This window comes from Curtobacterium sp. MCLR17_045 (genome assembly GCF_003234405.1).
Taxonomy (GTDB): domain Bacteria; phylum Actinomycetota; class Actinomycetes; order Actinomycetales; family Microbacteriaceae; genus Curtobacterium; species Curtobacterium flaccumfaciens.
The window spans coordinates 45,060-61,051 of sequence record NZ_QKTB01000014.1 but is presented as its reverse complement, the minus strand read 5'-3'; the positions used below and the strand labels follow the sequence as shown (position 1 = coordinate 61,051).

Annotated in this window: 19 protein-coding genes; 1 reads left to right on the top strand and 18 read right to left on the bottom strand. The window is 72.0% G+C overall.

Annotated elements, in window-relative coordinates:
- Positions 1 to 42: 42 nt before the first annotated feature.
- The 18 genes from DEJ05_RS18105 to DEJ05_RS10610 all read right to left on the bottom strand — a co-directional run bounded on the left by DEJ05_RS18105 (position 43) and on the right by DEJ05_RS10610 (position 15,061).
- Positions 43 to 216 (bottom strand): hypothetical protein, encoded by a 174-nt coding sequence (locus DEJ05_RS18105; protein ID WP_163343662.1) that lies wholly within the window; start codon positions 214 to 216, stop codon positions 43 to 45.
- Between the two features lie 185 nt (positions 217 to 401).
- Positions 402 to 1,577 (bottom strand): flagellar hook protein FlgE, encoded by a 1,176-nt coding sequence (locus tag DEJ05_RS10690; RefSeq protein ID WP_110863826.1) that lies wholly within the window; start codon positions 1,575 to 1,577, stop codon positions 402 to 404.
- 80 nt (positions 1,578 to 1,657) lie between these two features.
- Positions 1,658 to 2,101 carry a flagellar hook assembly protein FlgD gene (locus DEJ05_RS10685; protein ID WP_071403921.1) on the bottom strand — a complete coding sequence of 148 codons (444 nt, stop codon included), beginning with the start codon at positions 2,099 to 2,101 and terminating at the stop codon, positions 1,658 to 1,660.
- Positions 2,102 to 2,126: 25 nt separating this feature from the next.
- Entirely contained in the window at positions 2,127 to 3,527 is a 1,401-nt protein-coding gene (locus DEJ05_RS18395; RefSeq protein WP_111110392.1) for a flagellar hook-length control protein FliK, read from the bottom strand.
- Positions 3,524 to 4,261, bottom strand: a complete 738-nt coding sequence (locus DEJ05_RS10675; RefSeq protein WP_111110391.1) for a C40 family peptidase — start codon at positions 4,259 to 4,261, stop codon at positions 3,524 to 3,526. Before DEJ05_RS10675 ends, DEJ05_RS18395 begins: the two co-directional genes overlap by 4 nt.
- A complete protein-coding gene (locus tag DEJ05_RS10670; protein ID WP_071403924.1) occupies positions 4,258 to 4,689 on the bottom strand; it encodes a flagellar FliJ family protein in 432 nt (143 codons plus the stop codon). The genes DEJ05_RS10675 and DEJ05_RS10670 overlap by 4 nt, the downstream gene beginning before the upstream one ends.
- Positions 4,689 to 6,032 (bottom strand): FliI/YscN family ATPase, encoded by a 1,344-nt coding sequence (locus DEJ05_RS10665; RefSeq protein WP_111110390.1) that lies wholly within the window; start codon positions 6,030 to 6,032, stop codon positions 4,689 to 4,691. The genes DEJ05_RS10670 and DEJ05_RS10665 overlap by 1 nt, the downstream gene beginning before the upstream one ends.
- A complete protein-coding gene (locus DEJ05_RS10660; RefSeq protein WP_111110389.1) occupies positions 6,029 to 6,703 on the bottom strand; it encodes a hypothetical protein in 675 nt (224 codons plus the stop codon). The genes DEJ05_RS10665 and DEJ05_RS10660 overlap by 4 nt, the downstream gene beginning before the upstream one ends.
- On the bottom strand, positions 6,696 to 7,736 hold the full coding sequence (gene fliG / locus DEJ05_RS10655; protein ID WP_071244891.1) for a flagellar motor switch protein FliG: 1,041 nt from the start codon (positions 7,734 to 7,736) through the stop codon (positions 6,696 to 6,698). The genes DEJ05_RS10660 and fliG overlap by 8 nt, the downstream gene beginning before the upstream one ends.
- Before the next feature lie 8 nt (positions 7,737 to 7,744).
- Positions 7,745 to 9,415: a flagellar basal-body MS-ring/collar protein FliF gene (gene fliF, locus DEJ05_RS10650; protein ID WP_111110388.1), complete on the bottom strand. Its 1,671-nt coding sequence runs from the start codon at positions 9,413 to 9,415 to the stop codon at positions 7,745 to 7,747.
- Positions 9,415 to 9,756 carry a flagellar hook-basal body complex protein FliE gene (gene fliE / locus DEJ05_RS10645; RefSeq protein WP_027465513.1) on the bottom strand — a complete coding sequence of 114 codons (342 nt, stop codon included), beginning with the start codon at positions 9,754 to 9,756 and terminating at the stop codon, positions 9,415 to 9,417. The genes fliF and fliE overlap by 1 nt, the downstream gene beginning before the upstream one ends.
- Positions 9,756 to 10,151 carry a flagellar basal body rod protein FlgC gene (locus DEJ05_RS10640; RefSeq protein WP_017886136.1) on the bottom strand — a complete coding sequence of 132 codons (396 nt, stop codon included), beginning with the start codon at positions 10,149 to 10,151 and terminating at the stop codon, positions 9,756 to 9,758. The genes fliE and DEJ05_RS10640 overlap by 1 nt, the downstream gene beginning before the upstream one ends.
- Positions 10,148 to 10,492 carry a flagellar basal body protein gene (locus DEJ05_RS10635; RefSeq protein ID WP_017886135.1) on the bottom strand — a complete coding sequence of 115 codons (345 nt, stop codon included), beginning with the start codon at positions 10,490 to 10,492 and terminating at the stop codon, positions 10,148 to 10,150. The genes DEJ05_RS10640 and DEJ05_RS10635 overlap by 4 nt, the downstream gene beginning before the upstream one ends.
- Before the next feature lie 502 nt (positions 10,493 to 10,994).
- Complete coding sequence (locus DEJ05_RS10630) at positions 10,995 to 11,321, bottom strand: hypothetical protein (RefSeq protein ID WP_111110387.1); 327 nt, start codon at positions 11,319 to 11,321, stop codon at positions 10,995 to 10,997.
- A complete protein-coding gene (gene fliS / locus DEJ05_RS10625; RefSeq protein ID WP_111039524.1) occupies positions 11,311 to 11,784 on the bottom strand; it encodes a flagellar export chaperone FliS in 474 nt (157 codons plus the stop codon). The genes DEJ05_RS10630 and fliS overlap by 11 nt, the downstream gene beginning before the upstream one ends.
- 11 nt (positions 11,785 to 11,795) lie before the next feature.
- Positions 11,796 to 13,184, bottom strand: a complete 1,389-nt coding sequence (gene fliD / locus DEJ05_RS10620; protein ID WP_258376133.1) for a flagellar filament capping protein FliD — start codon at positions 13,182 to 13,184, stop codon at positions 11,796 to 11,798.
- A 103-nt stretch (positions 13,185 to 13,287) separates the two neighbouring features.
- Positions 13,288 to 14,127, bottom strand: a complete 840-nt coding sequence (locus DEJ05_RS10615; RefSeq protein ID WP_071403929.1) for a flagellin — start codon at positions 14,125 to 14,127, stop codon at positions 13,288 to 13,290.
- Positions 14,128 to 14,245: 118 nt separating this feature from the next.
- On the bottom strand, positions 14,246 to 15,061 hold the full coding sequence (locus DEJ05_RS10610) for a sigma-70 family RNA polymerase sigma factor (protein ID WP_111088081.1): 816 nt from the start codon (positions 15,059 to 15,061) through the stop codon (positions 14,246 to 14,248).
- 443 nt (positions 15,062 to 15,504) lie between these two features.
- Here DEJ05_RS10610 and DEJ05_RS10605 point away from each other — a divergent pair, with 443 nt between their 5' ends.
- Positions 15,505 to 15,990, top strand: a complete 486-nt coding sequence (locus tag DEJ05_RS10605; protein ID WP_071403931.1) for a flagellar protein FlgN — start codon at positions 15,505 to 15,507, stop codon at positions 15,988 to 15,990.
- Positions 15,991 to 15,992 lie beyond the last annotated feature (2 nt).

Below are 15,992 nucleotides of genomic sequence, written 5' to 3'. Positions count from 1 at the left end.
CCGATCGGGACGACGCGTCGCGCTCCCGGGCAGCGTTCGATCTCAGACGTCCCCGAGCCGCCGCCCGGTCAGCGCGTCGTTCCAGCTCGTGCGGCCGCCGGGAGCACGCGACTCGTGCACGCCGTCGTGGCCGCGTGGTCGATCACACCGCCAGCGGTCGAAGACGCTGCAGCATCGGTGGTCGGACTGGTGGTCGGTGTCGTGGTTCTCGCGCATCGCACCGATGAGACGTCACGACGCAGCGTTTCGTCACGAACGGTCGCCGAACTCCCTGCACCACCAACGATGGTGAGCAGGAACGGTCGAGTCCCCCTTCAGCACCCGACCGTTCCTGCTCACCAAGCGACCGCGACGCGACGCGAGACGCGAGCGCAGCGCCCGCGACGCGACGAGCCCCGCGCCTAGCGCTTCAGGTTCGTGAGCTCCTGCAGCACCTCGTCCGAGGTGGTGATGATGCGGGCGTTCGCCTGGAACCCGCGCTGCGCCACGATCAGGTTCGTGAACTCCTGCGACAGGTCGACGTTCGACATCTCGAGCGTCCCCGCCGCGAGCGAACCGACGCCCGCCGAGCCGGGGCCGCCGACCGTCGCGCCGCCCGAGTTCGCGGTGGCGCGGTAGCCCGATGCACCGGTCTTCTCGAGGCCGGCCGGGTTGGCGAACGTGGCGAGGGCGATGCGGCCGAGCGCGAGCGACGCGCCGTTCGAGAACGTGCCGGTGACGGTGCCGTCCTTCGAGATCGAGTAGCCCTGCAGCGCGCCGGCCTCGCGGCCGTTCTGCGAGCCGATCGCCGCGGTGTTGAGCGAGGCGAACCCGGTCAGGTCGCCCATGTCGACCCGGATGCCCCCGACGGCGAGGGTGCCGCCGGCGGTCAGCTTGCCGTCGGTGCCGAAGGTCAGCGAGGTCGTCGCCGTGGTGCCCTGGCCGTTGCGCCCGGTGACGTCCCAGCCGTCGGCGGTGCGCGTGTAGGCGAGGGACATCGTGTGCTTGGCACCCGAGGCGTCGTACACGGTGGCCTCGCGGGTGATGGTCTGGCCGACGGCGGTCTCGGACGGCAGGTTGCCGGCGACGGTGGCGGCGGTGGTGCGGACCGCCGGGGCCGCTGCTTCGAGGGGCAGCGTGATGTCGGACAGCTGGCCGTTCTCGTTGACGACGCCGTTCGTGGCCGGGTAGCCCTGCACGATCTTGCCGTCGGCGGTGACCAGGCGGCCGTTGGCGTCGAAGTCGAACGCACCGGCGCGGGTGTAGACGGTGTCGTTGCCCAGGCGGGTGACGAAGAACCCGTCGCCCGAGATCATCAGGTCGGTGGCCTTGCCGGTGGCCTGCGCCGAGCCCTGCGAGAAGTTCGTGGAGACCCCGGCGACCTGCACGCCCAGGCCGATCTGGGCCGGGTTCGTGCCGCCGATGCCGGTCTGCGGTCCGCCGGCACCCTGGGTCATCTGCGACAGGGTGTCCTGGAACACGGTCGTCGACGACTTGAAGCCGACGGTGTTGACGTTGGCGATGTTGTTGCCGGTGACGTCGAGCATCTGCTGGTGGGAGCGGAGGCCGGAGATCCCGGAGTAGAGCGAGCGGAGCATGGTGCGTCCTTTCGGAGAGGCAGGAAGAGCGAGGAAGAACGAGGGAGTACGAGGAAGAACGAAGAAGGAAAGAGCAGGCGTCAGGATGCCGGAGCGGTGGTGGTGATGCCGGAGATCACGTCGAGAGCGACCTCCTTCCCGTTCACGGTGACCGTGGGCACGCTGTTCGCGTACGACACGGCCGAGGCGGTCCCGGTGACGGACTTGCCCGAGTCGGCGTCGGTGTAGCTGACCTGCTTGCCGACGAGGTTCGCTGCGGCGATGCGCATCTGGAGCGAGAAGTTCTCGTTCCCCGTCGTGGTCTGGTTGGTGATCTGCTCCATCATCGCGAGCTGCGTCTGCTGGCCGATCATCTGGTTGGTGTCCATCGGCGACGACGGATCCTGGTTGCGCAGCTGCGTGACGAGCAGCTTCATGAAGACCTCGGAGTCCATCGTCTGGGACTTCTGGGCGGTGGAGTTCGCGGCGAGGGCCGCGGCCTGCGCGGTCGGGTCGACGCTGCCGGTGATGCCGTCGATGGGCATGGTGCGTTCCTGTTCGTGAGCCGGATCAGGCGAGGACGTCGAGTCCCGCGGTGCGGATGGAGGGCGTGTGGGCGGTGGGCTGCGGACGCGGGGTGACCCGCGCCTCCAGGCCGGGGTCGCCAGGCAGCGCACGCGCGGCCGGGCGCTCGTCCCGACCCGGCGCGTCCTGCGGCTGGTTCTGCGACGACAGGTCGAGCGTGGTGCTCACACCGGTGCCGGCGGCATCGCGACGCAGGTCCGGCAGGACCTGGCGGACGGCCTCGCGGCCGGCGTCCGACGCGGCGAACAGCTCGACGTGCATGCCGTGGGCGGTGACGTGCGCGCGGACCGTGACCGGGCCGAGGCTGTCCGGCACGACCTGCACCGTGACGACGTGCTCGCCGGGGCCGGCCTGCGCGAGTGAGAACACCGGTCGCGCGAGCTGCTGGGCGAGCGGTGCCGGGGCCGGGGCGGTCGCCGCGGCGGGCGCGGCGGTGGACGTCGTCGACATGACGAACGGCGTCTCGCCACCGCGCGTCGGGGCGACGGCCGGGAGGCCCGGATCACCCGGCGTCGACGCCTGCTGCTCCGTCCCGTGGTCGGCTCGGGAGCCGGTGCCGGCTGCCGGGGCGGCGGCCGCCACGACCGGCGCCTGAGGAGGGGTCACGGTGGCGGTGTCGCCGTCGGCGGTGCGGGAGGCGGCGGGGGCCGCGATCGCGGGAGCGGCCGTCGGGGCGGCGGTCGCCGGGGCGGTCGTGGCCGTGGTCGTCGACGCAGCGGTCGTCGCGGGGGTGGCGTCGGCGACGGTCGTCGCGGCAGCGGCCGGAGACACGGTGCCGGCGGGCGTCGCCGCGACGGGCGTCGCGGCGGTGGTCGCCGGGCCCGTCGTCGCTGCGGCAGCGGTTCCCCGTGCCGTGCCCGATGCCGGTGCCTGCTGCGGGGTCGCCGTGGCGGGCGCGGTGGTCGGCGCCGGGGTCGACGGGACCTGCATCGAGGCGTCCCCCTCCCCCGACGGCGGTGTCGTGGTCGTGGTGTCGATTGCTCCGGCGGTCGCCCCTGCGGCCACGACGGCGTGAGGGTCGTCGTCGGGGGTCTCGGCGGCGCGGCTGGCCAGAGCGATCGGTGCGGCCACGGTCACGAGTCCGGCGGCGAGCAGCGCCTGCGCGTCGACGGGCGCTGCGTCGCTCGGCACCGCCTGGTCCGACGCGGACGTGGCCGCAGACGTAGACGGCGTAACGGCGGTGCTCGGCGTCGCAGCCGAGGCGTCCGCCGTGCGGCCGTCGGTGTCGTCCCGCCCGGCACCACCGTCGCCGGCTCGCCGCTCGGTCGCGACGGCGGCGGTCAGTGCCGCATCGAAGGACCCGGCAGCAGCGGGGTCGGACGATGCACCCCGGGTGGAGCCCGGTGCGGTGGGCACGGACGGCTGGGTGGCGATGGTCAGGCTCATGCGGCGCTCCCGGACTGCATCATGGACAGCAGCGCGGCGGTCTGCAGGTCGGTCGCGGAACGCGCTGCCGAGGCGGTCGGCGCGGCGACGGCCGCCGGAGCCGCCTGTGCGGGGACGATCCGGCGGATGGTCGCGATGTCGGCGTCGGAGTACCAGTTGTCGACGATCCGGACGTCCTTGCCGGGGCGCGGCGCGTGCAGCACCTTGCCGTCGCCGACGTAGATGACGACGTGGCCCTCGCCCTTCGGGATGATCAGGTCGCCGGGCTGCGCGTCCTTCAGGGACCCGACCTCGACGCCCATCTTCGCCTGGTCCGGCACGACCCGGGGCATCGTGACCCCGAGGTCCTTGAAGACCGTCTGCACCAGGCCCGAGCAGTCCATGCCCGCGGTCGTCTCCCCGCCGAACACGTACGGCACGCCGAGGTACTTCTTCGCGTCGGCCACCACATCGGCGCCGGTCGCACCGCTGCCGGTGGCGAGGGTGCCGGCACCGGCGTCGACCGAGGTCGCCGGGGCACGGGTGGCCGTCGGGGTCGCTGCGGCGGTCGCCCCGGCAGCGCTCGCGGCGCCGGTCGCGCCGTCGGCGGTCGCGAGGGCATCGGCGAAGGCCGACGATCCCGCGGCACCGCCGGTGGCGGAGGCGCTCGGGGCAGCCGTGGCCGTCCCGCCGCGCAGCGTGTCGATCTGGGACCGGATCTCCGAGATCCGGGAGAGCACCGCTTCGACGCTCATCGTGCACCACCTTCCGTGCGGCGTCGTGCCGCGATCTCGTCGAGGGCGTTCTGTTCGGTCCGGAGTTCCTCGGCCGCCTGCTGCTCGGTGTGCTTGCCCTCGAGCTTCTCGAGGCCGACGGCGGCGCGACGCGCGGCGGTGTAGTCCTGCTGCGCCCGGTCGGCGTCGGCACGGCGGTTCTGCACCACGGCGTCGAGCTCCTCGAGCATCCCGCGGGTCGCGGCACGGGCTGCGGCGACGGCGCTCAGGGTGGCGGCGTCCTGGATGGGCTGGGCGTCCTCGCTGTCGGCGAGGCTGCGGCGTGCGGCGATCCGGGCGTCGGCGGCGTCACGGACGCGCTCGTTCGCGGTGGCCAGCGTCGCGGCGGCACGGTCCTGTTCGGTGTGGCGCAGGCGCAGGAGCCCGGCGAGCGGGAAACGGCGGGCCATCACGACACCCCCAGCTGCTGCACGAGGCCGCCGAGGCGCTGCCAGGACGCGTCGGCCGTGGCCCGCTCGTCCATGCCCTGGCGCAGGAACGCGTCGATCGGTCCCTGGTGGTCGACGGCGGCGTCCACGAGCGGGTTCGACCCGCGCTGGTACGCACCGACGTCGAGCAGGTCCTGGGCACTGGCTCGGGCGGCCATCACCTTCCGCAGCACGGTGGCGGCGGCACGCTGCTCGGGTCGGGTGACCTTCGAGGCGACGCGGGACACCGAGCCGAGGGCGTCGACCGACGGGAAGTGCCCGGTGATCGCGAGCTTGCGGTCGAGCACGACGTGGCCGTCCAGGATGCTGCGGGCGGCGTCGGCGATCGGCTCGTTGTGGTCGTCGCCGTCGACGAGCACGGTGTACATGCCCGTGATGCTGCCGACGCGGTCGGTCCCCGCACGCTCGAGCAGTCCGGCGAGCACCGAGAACGTCGACGGCGGGTAGCCCCGGGTGGCCGGCGGTTCCCCCACCGACAGGCCGATCTCACGCTGCGCCATCGCGACGCGGGTGAGCGAGTCCATCATGAGCACGACGTCCTGCCCGGCATCGCGGAACGACTCGGCGATGCGGGTGGCGACGAACGCGGCACGCAGGCGCATGAGCGCCGGCTCGTCGGAGGTCGACACGACGACGATCGAGCGGGCGAGCCCCTCGGGTCCCAGGTCGTCCTCCAGGAACTCGCGCACCTCACGGCCGCGCTCCCCCACCAGGGCGATGACGTTGACGGCCGCGTCGCTCCCGCGCGCGATCATCGACAGCAGCGACGACTTGCCCACACCGGACCCGGCGAACAGGCCCATGCGCTGCCCGCGGCCGACGGTGGTCAGGGTGTCGAGCACGCGGACGCCGAGCTGCATCGGCGTGTCGATGCGGGTCCGGGCCATCGCGCTCGGGGTGTCGTGGTCGAGCGGGACCCAGGTGACCGCTTCGCCGCCGGGACCCTCGAGCGGGCCGCGGTCGTCGATCGGTCGGCCGAGTCCGTCGAGTACGCGGCCGAACAGACCGGATCCGGTCGGCACGAGCACCGGGCGGCCGGTCGGACGCGCCGGGGTGCCCGCGGTCACGCCGGTCAGGCGGCCGAGCGGCATGCAGCGGACGCCCGAGGCATCGGTGGCCACGACCTCGACCGCGGTCTGTTCGCCGTCCTCGGCGCCGACCGTGACGACCTCGCCCACGCGGGCGTCGAGTCCGGCGATCGTGAGTCCCAGGCCGACGGCGCTCGTGACGACACCGACCCGCTGGGGTGCGGCCCGCAGCAGCGCCTCGTCGAGGCCGCGCGGACGGAGCAGCGTGGCGGTCACCGGTCGGCTCCCGTTGCGTCGACACCGAGGGCGGTGCGGGCGCGGTCGAGCGCCGTGGCGATGCGGGCGTCGAGCATGCCGTCCGGCAGGTCGACGACGGCGTCGCCGTCGCGCAGGGCACCGTCGGCGACGACCGGCACCGGCAGGTCGAGGCCGGCGACGCGCGCGGCGTCCGCCGGGCTGAGCCGGACGGCCACCGGGACCGTGCGGTCGACGGACGCGAGCGCCCGCCGGACGGTGGCCTCGGCGCCGGACGCGATCCGGGCCTCCCGGCTGCCCGGTCCGTCCGGACCGTCGGCGACGGTCGCGTCGTGTGCGGGCCTGGAGGCGCGGACCACGTTGCCGACGATCGCCTCGGCCAGGTCGACTGCTGCACTCGCGACCGACGCCTCGGCGTCCGCCAGGACGGGTGCGACCGTGGACAGCATGGCGTTCGTGGCGGCGTCGAGGACCGCGATCCGGCGTGCCGTGTCGGCCTGCAGCGCGGTGACCCGCGCGGCGTGCTCTGCCACGAGCCGGGCGCGCAGGGCGTCGGTCTCGGCCTGCGCGGCCCGCAGGCCGGCGGTGTACCCGGCCGCGTGCCCGCGGACGTCCGCGCTCGACGCGCGCTCGCGTCCGGCGGGGTCCGCGAGCACCGGGAAGGCGACGCGGTGCACGACGGTGTCAGTCAACGAGCTCGTCCTCCTCGGCGCGGTGCACGGTGACGACGCCCTGGGCCTCGAGTTCGCGCACGGAGCGGACGACCTCGGCGCGGGCTTCCTCGACCTGCGAGACGCGGACCGGGCCCATGGCCTGCAGTTCGTCGTCGAGCAGTTCGCGGTTGCGCTCGGACACGTTCGCGCGGATGGTCTCGACGACCGGCCCGGCTGCGCCCTTCATGGCGGTCGCGAGGATCTTCGAGTCGATGCCGCGCAGCACCTGCTGGATGTCGCGGGACTCGAGCTTCACGATGTCCTCGAAGGTCAGCATGCGGGAGCGGATGTCCTCGGCGAGCTCCGGGTCGCGGGCTTCGAGTCCCTCGAGCACGGCCTTCTCGGTGGCGACGTCCGAGCGGTTGATGATGTCGACCAGGGGCGCGATGCCACCGACGACCTCGACGCTCTCACGCGGCGACACGACGGCCCCGGCGCGCTGGCGCAGCACACCGGCGACGATGCCGACGGCCTCGGGGGTCGCGCTGCCCATGGTGGCGAAGGCCTGGGCGACGTCGGTGCGGACACGCTCGTCGATCCCGGCGAGCACGGCACTGGCCTGCCCGGGGCCCAGGTGGGCGAGCACGAGGGCGATCGTCTGCGGCAGCTCGCCCTCGAGCAGGGAGATGACCTGGCCGGGTTCGGCGTCGTCGAGGAAGTCGAACGACTGGCCGGCGAGGTTCGAGGCCAGACGGTCCATCACGCCGGCGGCCCGCTCAGCGCCGAACGACGCCTCGAGCAGCCCGAGGGCGGTCTCCTTGCCACCGCGCTTCTGCAGCCGGCCGCTCATCGTGATCCGGTGGAACTCCGACAGCGTCTGGTCGACGACGGTGTCCTCGACGCGGCGCATCCGGACGATCTCGGCGGAGATCTCCTCGGCCTCCATCTCGGTGAACTGCTTCATCACCTCGGCGGCGCGGTCGGTCTCCATCTGCATGAGGATGAGCGCGACCTTCTGCGCACCGGTCAGGGCACGGTCACTCGGACCGGAACCGCCGCCGGGGCTCGGCATCAGCGCGCTCACACCGGTGCCCGGTCGTCCAGGAGCCCGCGCAGGAGCTCGGCGGTGCGCTTCGGGTCGCGCTCGGCCAGGGCGGAGATGTCCTGACGGCGGCGCTCTGCGGTGATCTCCTCGGTCGTCAGCACCTCGGTGGGGGCGTCGCCGCCGGGCATCGCCGACAGCACGGCGGTCGGGGCGTCACCGGCACCGAGCGTCGCCCGGTCGTCGACGCCGTCCATTGCCAGGGGCAGCTGGAACGTCTCGCCGGCGAAGGCGTCGAGCTCGCCGAGGTCGACGGCCTCGCGCTCCTGCTTCCGGTTGCGGCGGGCGACGAAGAACATGATCGCGATGACGGCGAGGACGATGCCGATCACGATGCCGGCGGTGCGGATCGACGACCACAGTGCTTCCTGCTGGTCGGCCTTCTGTTGGGCTTCCAGGGCCTTGGCGGCCTGGTCGGAGGCGCTCGTGTCGAAGTCCATCATCGCGACCTTGACCTGGTCGCCACGGTCCTGGTCGACACCCGCGGCGGCGGACACCAGGTCGTTGATGCTCTGCAGGTTCGCGTTCTGCACGGCGTCGGCCTTCGAGTTCAGCGCGACCGAGATGGTCTGCCGGTCGAGCCCGCCCGAGGGGATCTGCGTGGTCTCCGTGGTGTGGTCGACGGCGTTGTTCTTCGTCGCCGACTCGTTCTTGTACCCGTCGTCGCCGGTGCCGCTCGTCGCGGTGCCGTTCGGGACGGCGATGTTGTCCGGACCGAGGACCCCCGTCGCGCCGCTCCCCGCGCCGGAGCCGGCGCCGTACTCCTCGGTGGTGCTCGACTCGTTCAGTGCGACCGGACCCGAGGTCGGGCTCGTGTAGCTCTCGGACGTCCGGGTGCCGGACTCCTGGTTCATCGTCCCGGAGACCACGACGGTCGCGTTGCCGACGCCGAGCGTGGTGTCGAGCAGGTCCTGGATCTTCTTGCTCGTCGCCGCGTCGTAGTCGGCGGCCTGGTCCGCGCCGCTCCCGGTCGCACCGGTGCCGACGGCGGACAGGGTCTGGCCCTTCGCGTCGACGACCGAGACGTCGGTGGGCTGCATGCCCTCGACCGAGGCGCTCGTCAGGTGCACGATGGCCTGCACCTGGTCGGTGCTCAGCTGCGTGCCGTTGTCGGTCGCGATGAACACCGACGCGGTCGGGTCCTTCTCCTCGGAGACGAACACCGACTTCTCCGGGATCGCGAGCTGCACGGTGGCGGTCTGCACGCCGTCCATCGCACCGATGGTCTTGGCGAGCTCGCCCTCCATCGCGCGCTTGTAGGTGACGTCCTGCTGGAACTCCGAGCTCGTCACGCCCATCTTGTCGAGCAGCGAGTAGCCGCCCTCGTTCGACGACGGCAGGCCGTTCGACGCCGCCTTGAGCCGCTCCGAGTACACCTGCGCCTGCGGCACGAGGATCGTCGCGCCGCCGTCGGTGAGCTGGAACGGCACACCGTCGGTCTGCAGCTGGTCCGTGATGGAGCTCGCGTCGGCCGCGGCGAGTCCGGTGAAGAGCGGGGCGTAGGACGCCTTGCCGAGCCAGGACGCGAGGGCGATCCCACCGAGCACGAGCGCCGCGATCGCCAGGATCGCGATGGTGCGCTGGGCGGCGGAGAAGCCCTTCACGTAGGCGCTGAGGCGCGCGAAGACGTTCTTGACGGCGACGGGCATCAGGCCTGCATCCTCATGATCTCGTTGAAGGCGTCGACGCCCTTGTTGCGGACGGCGGAGACGAGCTCGAGCGTGACCTGCGCGCGGGTGGCGGCGATCGTGGCGTCGTGGATGTCGTCGAGGTTGCCGGTCACGGCCTTGAGGGCGAGGGTCTTCGAGTCGCTCTGCAGCGACTGCAGCCCGTCGACGGCGTTGCCGAGGCTCGCGGCGAACCCGCTGCCGTCGGTCGTCGCCCCGGCGGCACCGGTCGCGTTCGTGCTGTCGCTGGACGTCCCCGAGACACTCGTCAGGGCGTTCGTCATCGCGTTGGTGGTCACACCGTTCACGGCGTCGATGGGCATCAGTTCTTCCCGATCTGCAGTGCCGCCTCGTAGGCGGTCTTGGCACGGTCGACCACGGCGGCGTTCGCCTGGTAGCCGCGCTGGGCCATGATGAGGTCCGCCATCTGCGTGCCGAGGTCGATGTCGGGCATGCGGACGTAGCCCTCCTCGTTCGCGAGCGGGTTGTCCGGGTCGTAGGTCACACGGCCGGCGGCGCTGCCGAACGCAGCGCCCTTGACGTAGGCGCCGGAGACGCCGGCACCCTCCTGCACCTCGACGTAGCGCGCCTGGAACGCGGTGTCGTCCATGGACTTCACGGTGTTCGCGTTGGCGATGTTGTCCGAGACGGCGTCGAGCCACTTCCGGTGCACGGTCAGGCCGGTGCTCGCGATGCCGATCGCGTCGAAGGTCGTCACGAGTTCGTCCGCATCGCCGCACGGACGCTGGTGAGCTCGGAGTTCATCGCCTGCGTGGCGAACTGGTACCGCAGCACGGTGTCGATGTTCGACAGCGTCTCCTCGTCGAGGTTGACGTTGTTGCCGTTCGTGTTCGTCGGCTCGAGGCTGCGCGCCATCGTCGGCGTGGTGGCGCCGTCGCCGTCCACGATCGACTTCGCCAGGGCGTCCTCGAACTGGACCTTCTCGGCGTGGTAGTTCGTCGTGTTGATGTTCGCGATGTTGTTCGCGATCACCTTCTGGCGCATCGACAGGCCGTCGAGTGCGCTCTGCAGCGCGACGCTCGTCACGGAATCGAACACGGGGGTCCCCTCGTCAGGCGTCGTCGGTGCGACGTCGCCGTGCGGTGGTGGCCGATCCCTGGCCGAACTGGTGAGCGATCCGTGCTCGTGTGGCGCTATCGGAGCCCGTCGTCCGCCGCGTTAGGCGTCGCCCCGAACGGGGGGCGGTGGGCGCGCGAGTGCGGGTGCGGGCCGGTGTCGCTCGTTGCGCGCGCGGTCGGTTGCACGCGCGCGGGAGCGACACAGTCGACGTCGTACGACGACGACATCGTCGCCCCGTGCACGCGCCACCAGTTGCCCGCGCGCGGAAGCGACGAAGCCGAGGTCGTACGACAACGACGACGTCGCCCGTGACGCGCGCCGGCAGTTGCACCCGCGCACGAACGACAGGGTCGCCGTCGTACGACGACGACATCGTCGCTTCGTGCAGACGCTGCAGGTTGCGGACGCGGACAGTTGCACGCGCGAGAGAGCGGCAGGGTCGCCGTCGTACGACGACGACATCGTCGCTCGGGGGCGCAGGTCAGGCGGAAGCGTCGAGGTACACGGAGCCGCGGGGCTCGCGCGTGGCGTCGACGGCGCGCAGGGCACCGAGGTGCTCCAGCGTCGAGCGGCGGTCCGCCTCGAGCACCGTCATGCGGTCCCGCTGCGCGGCGAGCAGCCGGGAGGCCCGTCCCACCAGGTCACGCGGCAGCGGTCCCAGCCCGGCCGGCTCCGACCACCCGGCCACGGCCGTGGAGTCGGCCGCCTGCCCGGCGGCGTCGTGCTCCAGGGACGTGAGCAGGGCCTCCCATGCGGCTCGTCCGTCGGGCGGCTCAGGCGACAGCTCTGCGGACGGCTCAGGCGACACCGAGGGCTCCCCCGGTCGGCTGCTGTGTGGCGGGCGTCGCGGGCAGCGACGCGGCTGCCTCGTGCCACGACTGCCGCAGCGGCTCGAGGATCCGGATGCAGTCGCGGGTGGCCTGCACGTCGCGGTGCACGTTCGCCGTGATGAGCGACGTGGAGGCGTAGTTGTAGACGGCGAGCAGGCCCTCGCCGCCGTCCCAGACGTCGATCCGGAGGGTGCTCGAGAGCTCGCCGACGATCGCCTGGGCGTGCAGGAGCTGCTCGCGGGCCGTCTCCCAGTCGGCGGCGACCTGCGCAGCCTCGGCACGGTGCAGGTCGAGCAGCAGCCGGTCGTAGAGCATCGTCACGAGCTGGGCCGGGGTCGCCGACAGCACGGCCTCGTTCGTGTACTGGGCACGACGCTGGTCGGTGACGGTGCGCGGCTGGGCGGCCTGGCGGAAGGCGGCTGCCTGGAAGTCGAAGGTCATGGTCGTTCCCGTCAGCTCGACGTCGATGCGAGCTGGCTGGCGAGCCAGCTCGACTGCGACTGGAGCTTGCTGAGGCTGGTCTCGAGGGATGAGTAGAGGGTCTGCAGCGAGGCCCGGCGCATCGCCAGCCGGTCGGTCCAGCTGTCGATCTGGGTGGTGAGGTCCTTGGCGACGGCCTGCTGCCCGGTGATGGACGTGGTGACCGAGCCGTCGTACTTGTCGGACGCGGCGGTGGCCGCGGCGCCGACGTTCGCGGCGACCCCGGAGAGCATCGCCTGGGTGGCCTTCGGGTCGGTCGCGAGGGCCTTCTGGAAGACCTCGGGGTCGAAGGTGAACGTGCCGTCCTTCGTGATCACGATGCCGATCGTCGACGGGGACTTGCCGTCGACCGGGGCGGACATCGTGCTCGTGAGCCGCTGCACGGCGTCGCGGGACGCACCGTCGCCGAGCAGGACGCCGGCCTTCGTGGTCGTGGTGCCGGACGTCGCGCTGGTCGAGCTCGACACCGCGGTGTTCGTCTTGTAGTAGGCCGCGATCGCGTTCATCGCGTCGACGAGCCCGGAGGCGACGGACTGCGCCTTGGTGGTGTCCTGCGCGACCGTCACGGTGACGGGGTCGGTGGTGGCCTTCGAGACGGTGACGTCGAGCCCGGGGACGAGCCCGGTGAAGGTGTTCGTGGCGCTCGTGACCGTCTGCGCGGCGGCGGTGCCGGCCCAGAGAGTGACGCTGGCGTCGGTCGCCGCGGTGACGACGGCGGCACCGGTCTCGGTGAGGACGTTCGTCGCGGTGCCCGCTGCCACGTCGTCGGCGCCGCCCCGGTACACCTGGAACCCGCCGGCCGCTCCGGTCTTGGCGGACGTGAGCTGCAGGCGGTAGAGCTTGGTGCCGTCGGCGTCGGTGCCGGCGGAGACCTTCGTCGCGGTGACGCCCGCACCGGACTTGTTCAGGGCGGACACGGCGTCGTCGAGCGAGCCGGACGCCGGCGTCACGGTTGTCGACTTGCCGTCCGCGCCGACGATCGTGATCGGCTGCGCACCGGTCGACCACGTCGACATCGCGGCTGTGACGCCGACCTGGGCCGAGGCGGTCGAACCGACGGTGAAGCTGATGGAGCCCGCGGTCGCTCCGGTACCGGTGACGGCGGTGACGCTCGGCGCGGTGCTCGTCGCGGCGAAGAGGTCGAGCGACGAGGCCGTCGCGGCGTCCGCGGCCTTCGTGGCGAGCCCCTGGATCAACCCGTTGAGCGTCTGCAGTGACGAGATGAACGAGTTGGTGGTGGTGAGCTTGTTCTTGAGCAGGGTCTGCGGGACCCCCTCGACGCTCATCAGCGAGTTGATGAGGTCGGTCGTCTTGAGACCGCTGACCAGACCGTCGATCGCGAGGCTGGTGCTCGATGACACGGACGAGGACATCGTCGACACTCCCTGGCGTCGTGGAGGTGGTCAGGACGGCGAGGTTCGCCCTCCGCGCCCGAAGGGGCCCGGAGGGCGGACCACGTGATGGCTAGCGCAGGAGCGAGAGCACGCCCTGGGTGCTCTGGTTCGCCTGCGCGAGCATCGAGGTGCCGGCCTGGCTGAGGATGTTGTCGCGCGTGTACTTGACCATCTCCTCCGCCATGTCGACGTCGGTGATGCGCGAGGAGGCAGCGGTGAGGTTCTCCTTGGCCACGTTCGTCACGTTGATGGCGTGGTCGAAGCGGTTCTGGACTGCACCGATGCTCGAACGAGCCGCGGAGACGTACTTGATCTGCTCGTCGATCGCGGTGATGGCAGCCTGAGCGTTCGTCGCCGAGTCGAAGGTGAGCGCGCCGACCGCGGTCGACACGGACTCCACGTTCGACTTCGACAGGTCCACGTCGATCTGGCTCGCCGCGTCGCCGTTCGCGCCGACCTGGAACTTCAGGACGCCTGCGGCGCCGGCGGAGCCGTCGAGCAGGTTGATGCCGTTGAAGTTGGTCGACGCCGAGATGCGGGTGAGCTCCTTGGTGAGCTCGCCGACCTCGGTGGTGATCGCCGTGCGGGAGTCCGCGTTGTTCGAGTCGTTGCCGGCCTGGACGGCCAGGTCGCGCATGCGCTGGAGGATCGAGTGGGTCTCGGTGAGGCCACCTTCAGCGGTCTGCACGACGGAGATGCCGTCCTGCGCGTTGCGGGCGGCGACCGTGAGGCCACCGACCTGGGACTTCAGCCCCTCGGAGATCGTCAGACCGGACGCGTCGTCGGCAGCACGGTTGATGCGGAGGCCGCTCGAGAGCTTCTCGAGGGACTTCGACAGGTCGTTCTGCGTCGAGTTCAGGTTCCGGTACGTGTTGAGTGCCGAGAGGTTGGTGTTGATGGACATACCCATGGTGGTTTCCTCCGTGAATGTGGGTCGTGCGTCGGCCCGTCCGTGGGCTGACATGGATGACTCTCGACCGGTTGCCGGGAGTCGTTAGGGGATCGGCGGAGAAGTTTCCGCCGACGTCTCAACTCGCCGCGACGGCCGGTGCTGCTGCGGCGTCGTGCACCGCACGGGCGACACCGGCGGCGGCGTTCGTGGCGACACGGGCGAGGTAGGCGCTGCGGCGGGCCGCGGTGGTGCGGCTCGCCGGCTCGACGGTCGTGCCGTCGCCGTAGTGGGCGGCGAGACCGTCGTGGAGCAGGCGCATCGCCTCGGAGCGCTGCTGCGAGACGGCCGAGTGCGTGATGCCGAGCTCGGCGGCGACGTCGGTGACCGAGCGGTCGCCGAAGTAGACGGCCTCGACGATGAAGCGCATCCGCTCCGGCAGGGCCTCGACCGCGGCGCGAAGGTACCGGCGCTTCTCGGTCTCGAGCAGGTCGTCCCCGGGGAGCGGCAGGTCCGCGGCGACGAGGTCGTGCACGGTCTCGTCGAGCGGCGCGACGGTGCGGGCGGCGTCGCTCATCGCGTCGACGGCGGTCTGCTTGTCGACGCCCATGGCATCGGCGATCTCCTGCGCACCGACGCTCCGGCCGAGGCGCGCGGACAGGGCCTCCTGCGTGGCGAGGGTCTCGCGGATCCGCTTCCGGGTGCCGCGGGACGCCCAGTCGGCCGAGCGCATGTCGTCCGCCAGCGCGCCGGCGATCCGGGTGCGGGCGTAGGCGCCGAACGGCACGCCGAGGGTCGGGTCGAACGCCTCGGCGGCTGCGACGAGTGCGAGGGACCCGACGGCGGCGAGGTCGTCGCGGTCCAGGTGCGTCGCCCGGGAGCGGACGTCGGCCACGATGTAGCCCACGAGCGGGAGGTGCTCCACGATCATCGCGTTGCGTTCGGTGCGGTCCATGCTGTTCCCCTGGTCGACCTGACGTGTGTCGGCTCACCCGTCCGTGGGCGCGACGGACGCCGGCCTCGGATGGCCGGTGCGTACGCCGAAGACCCGCCCGGGTCCCTCCGAGCGGTGCACCCCGCATCGTTCCCGAGCGGTTCCGGGTGTCCCCCGGGGTGCGTTCTGAATGTATCGGCTGGCAATGCGCTGAACAGGTGCACAACCGTCCCCAGTGCGGGGGTGTCAGGCCCCGTTTCCGGTCGGCATTTGGGGGGACTCGGGGTCGGGAACGCTCGTTCTTGTCCCCCGACGGGGGTCATCGGGTCACAGCGTCGACGAGTACGGGTGACGGCACTCGGCCGCCGGGGCTTACGGTCGCGGTCACCGAGTCGATAGGTCCCGGTGTCCGCAGGATGACGGACCGGGGGCCACCCCGACGAACCACCACCTGGGAGGAGCTGATGAGCGTGAACGACCTGTCCGCCGTGCTCTGGCGCGAACGCGAGCTGCTCGAACTGCTCACCTTCAAGCTCGAGGAGGAGCAGCTCCTGCTCACCGCGGGCCGCTCCCGCTGGGTGTCGCACGCCAGCCGCGAGGTCGAGCAGGTCCTCGACCGGCTCCGCAGCACCGGTCTCGAACGCGCCGCACAGAGCGCCGAGGTCGCCGAGGAGTGGGGCGTCCCCGCCGACGCTCCCCTGCGGGACGTCGTCGCCGCGGCACCGAACGGGCCGTGGGGCGAGATCCTGTCGTCGCACCTCACCGCGATGGTCGAACTGACCACCCAGATCGGCGCCCTGCGCGACGAGAACGACCGGTTCCTCCGTGCCGCCGCCCAGGCCACCGAGGAGACCCTGGCGGGGACCGTCACCGGTGCCGCCACCTACGACGCCAGTGGCACGTCCGGCGCAGGCCAGGACGGCGCCCGCCTGTTCGAGGGGACGCTGTAGCA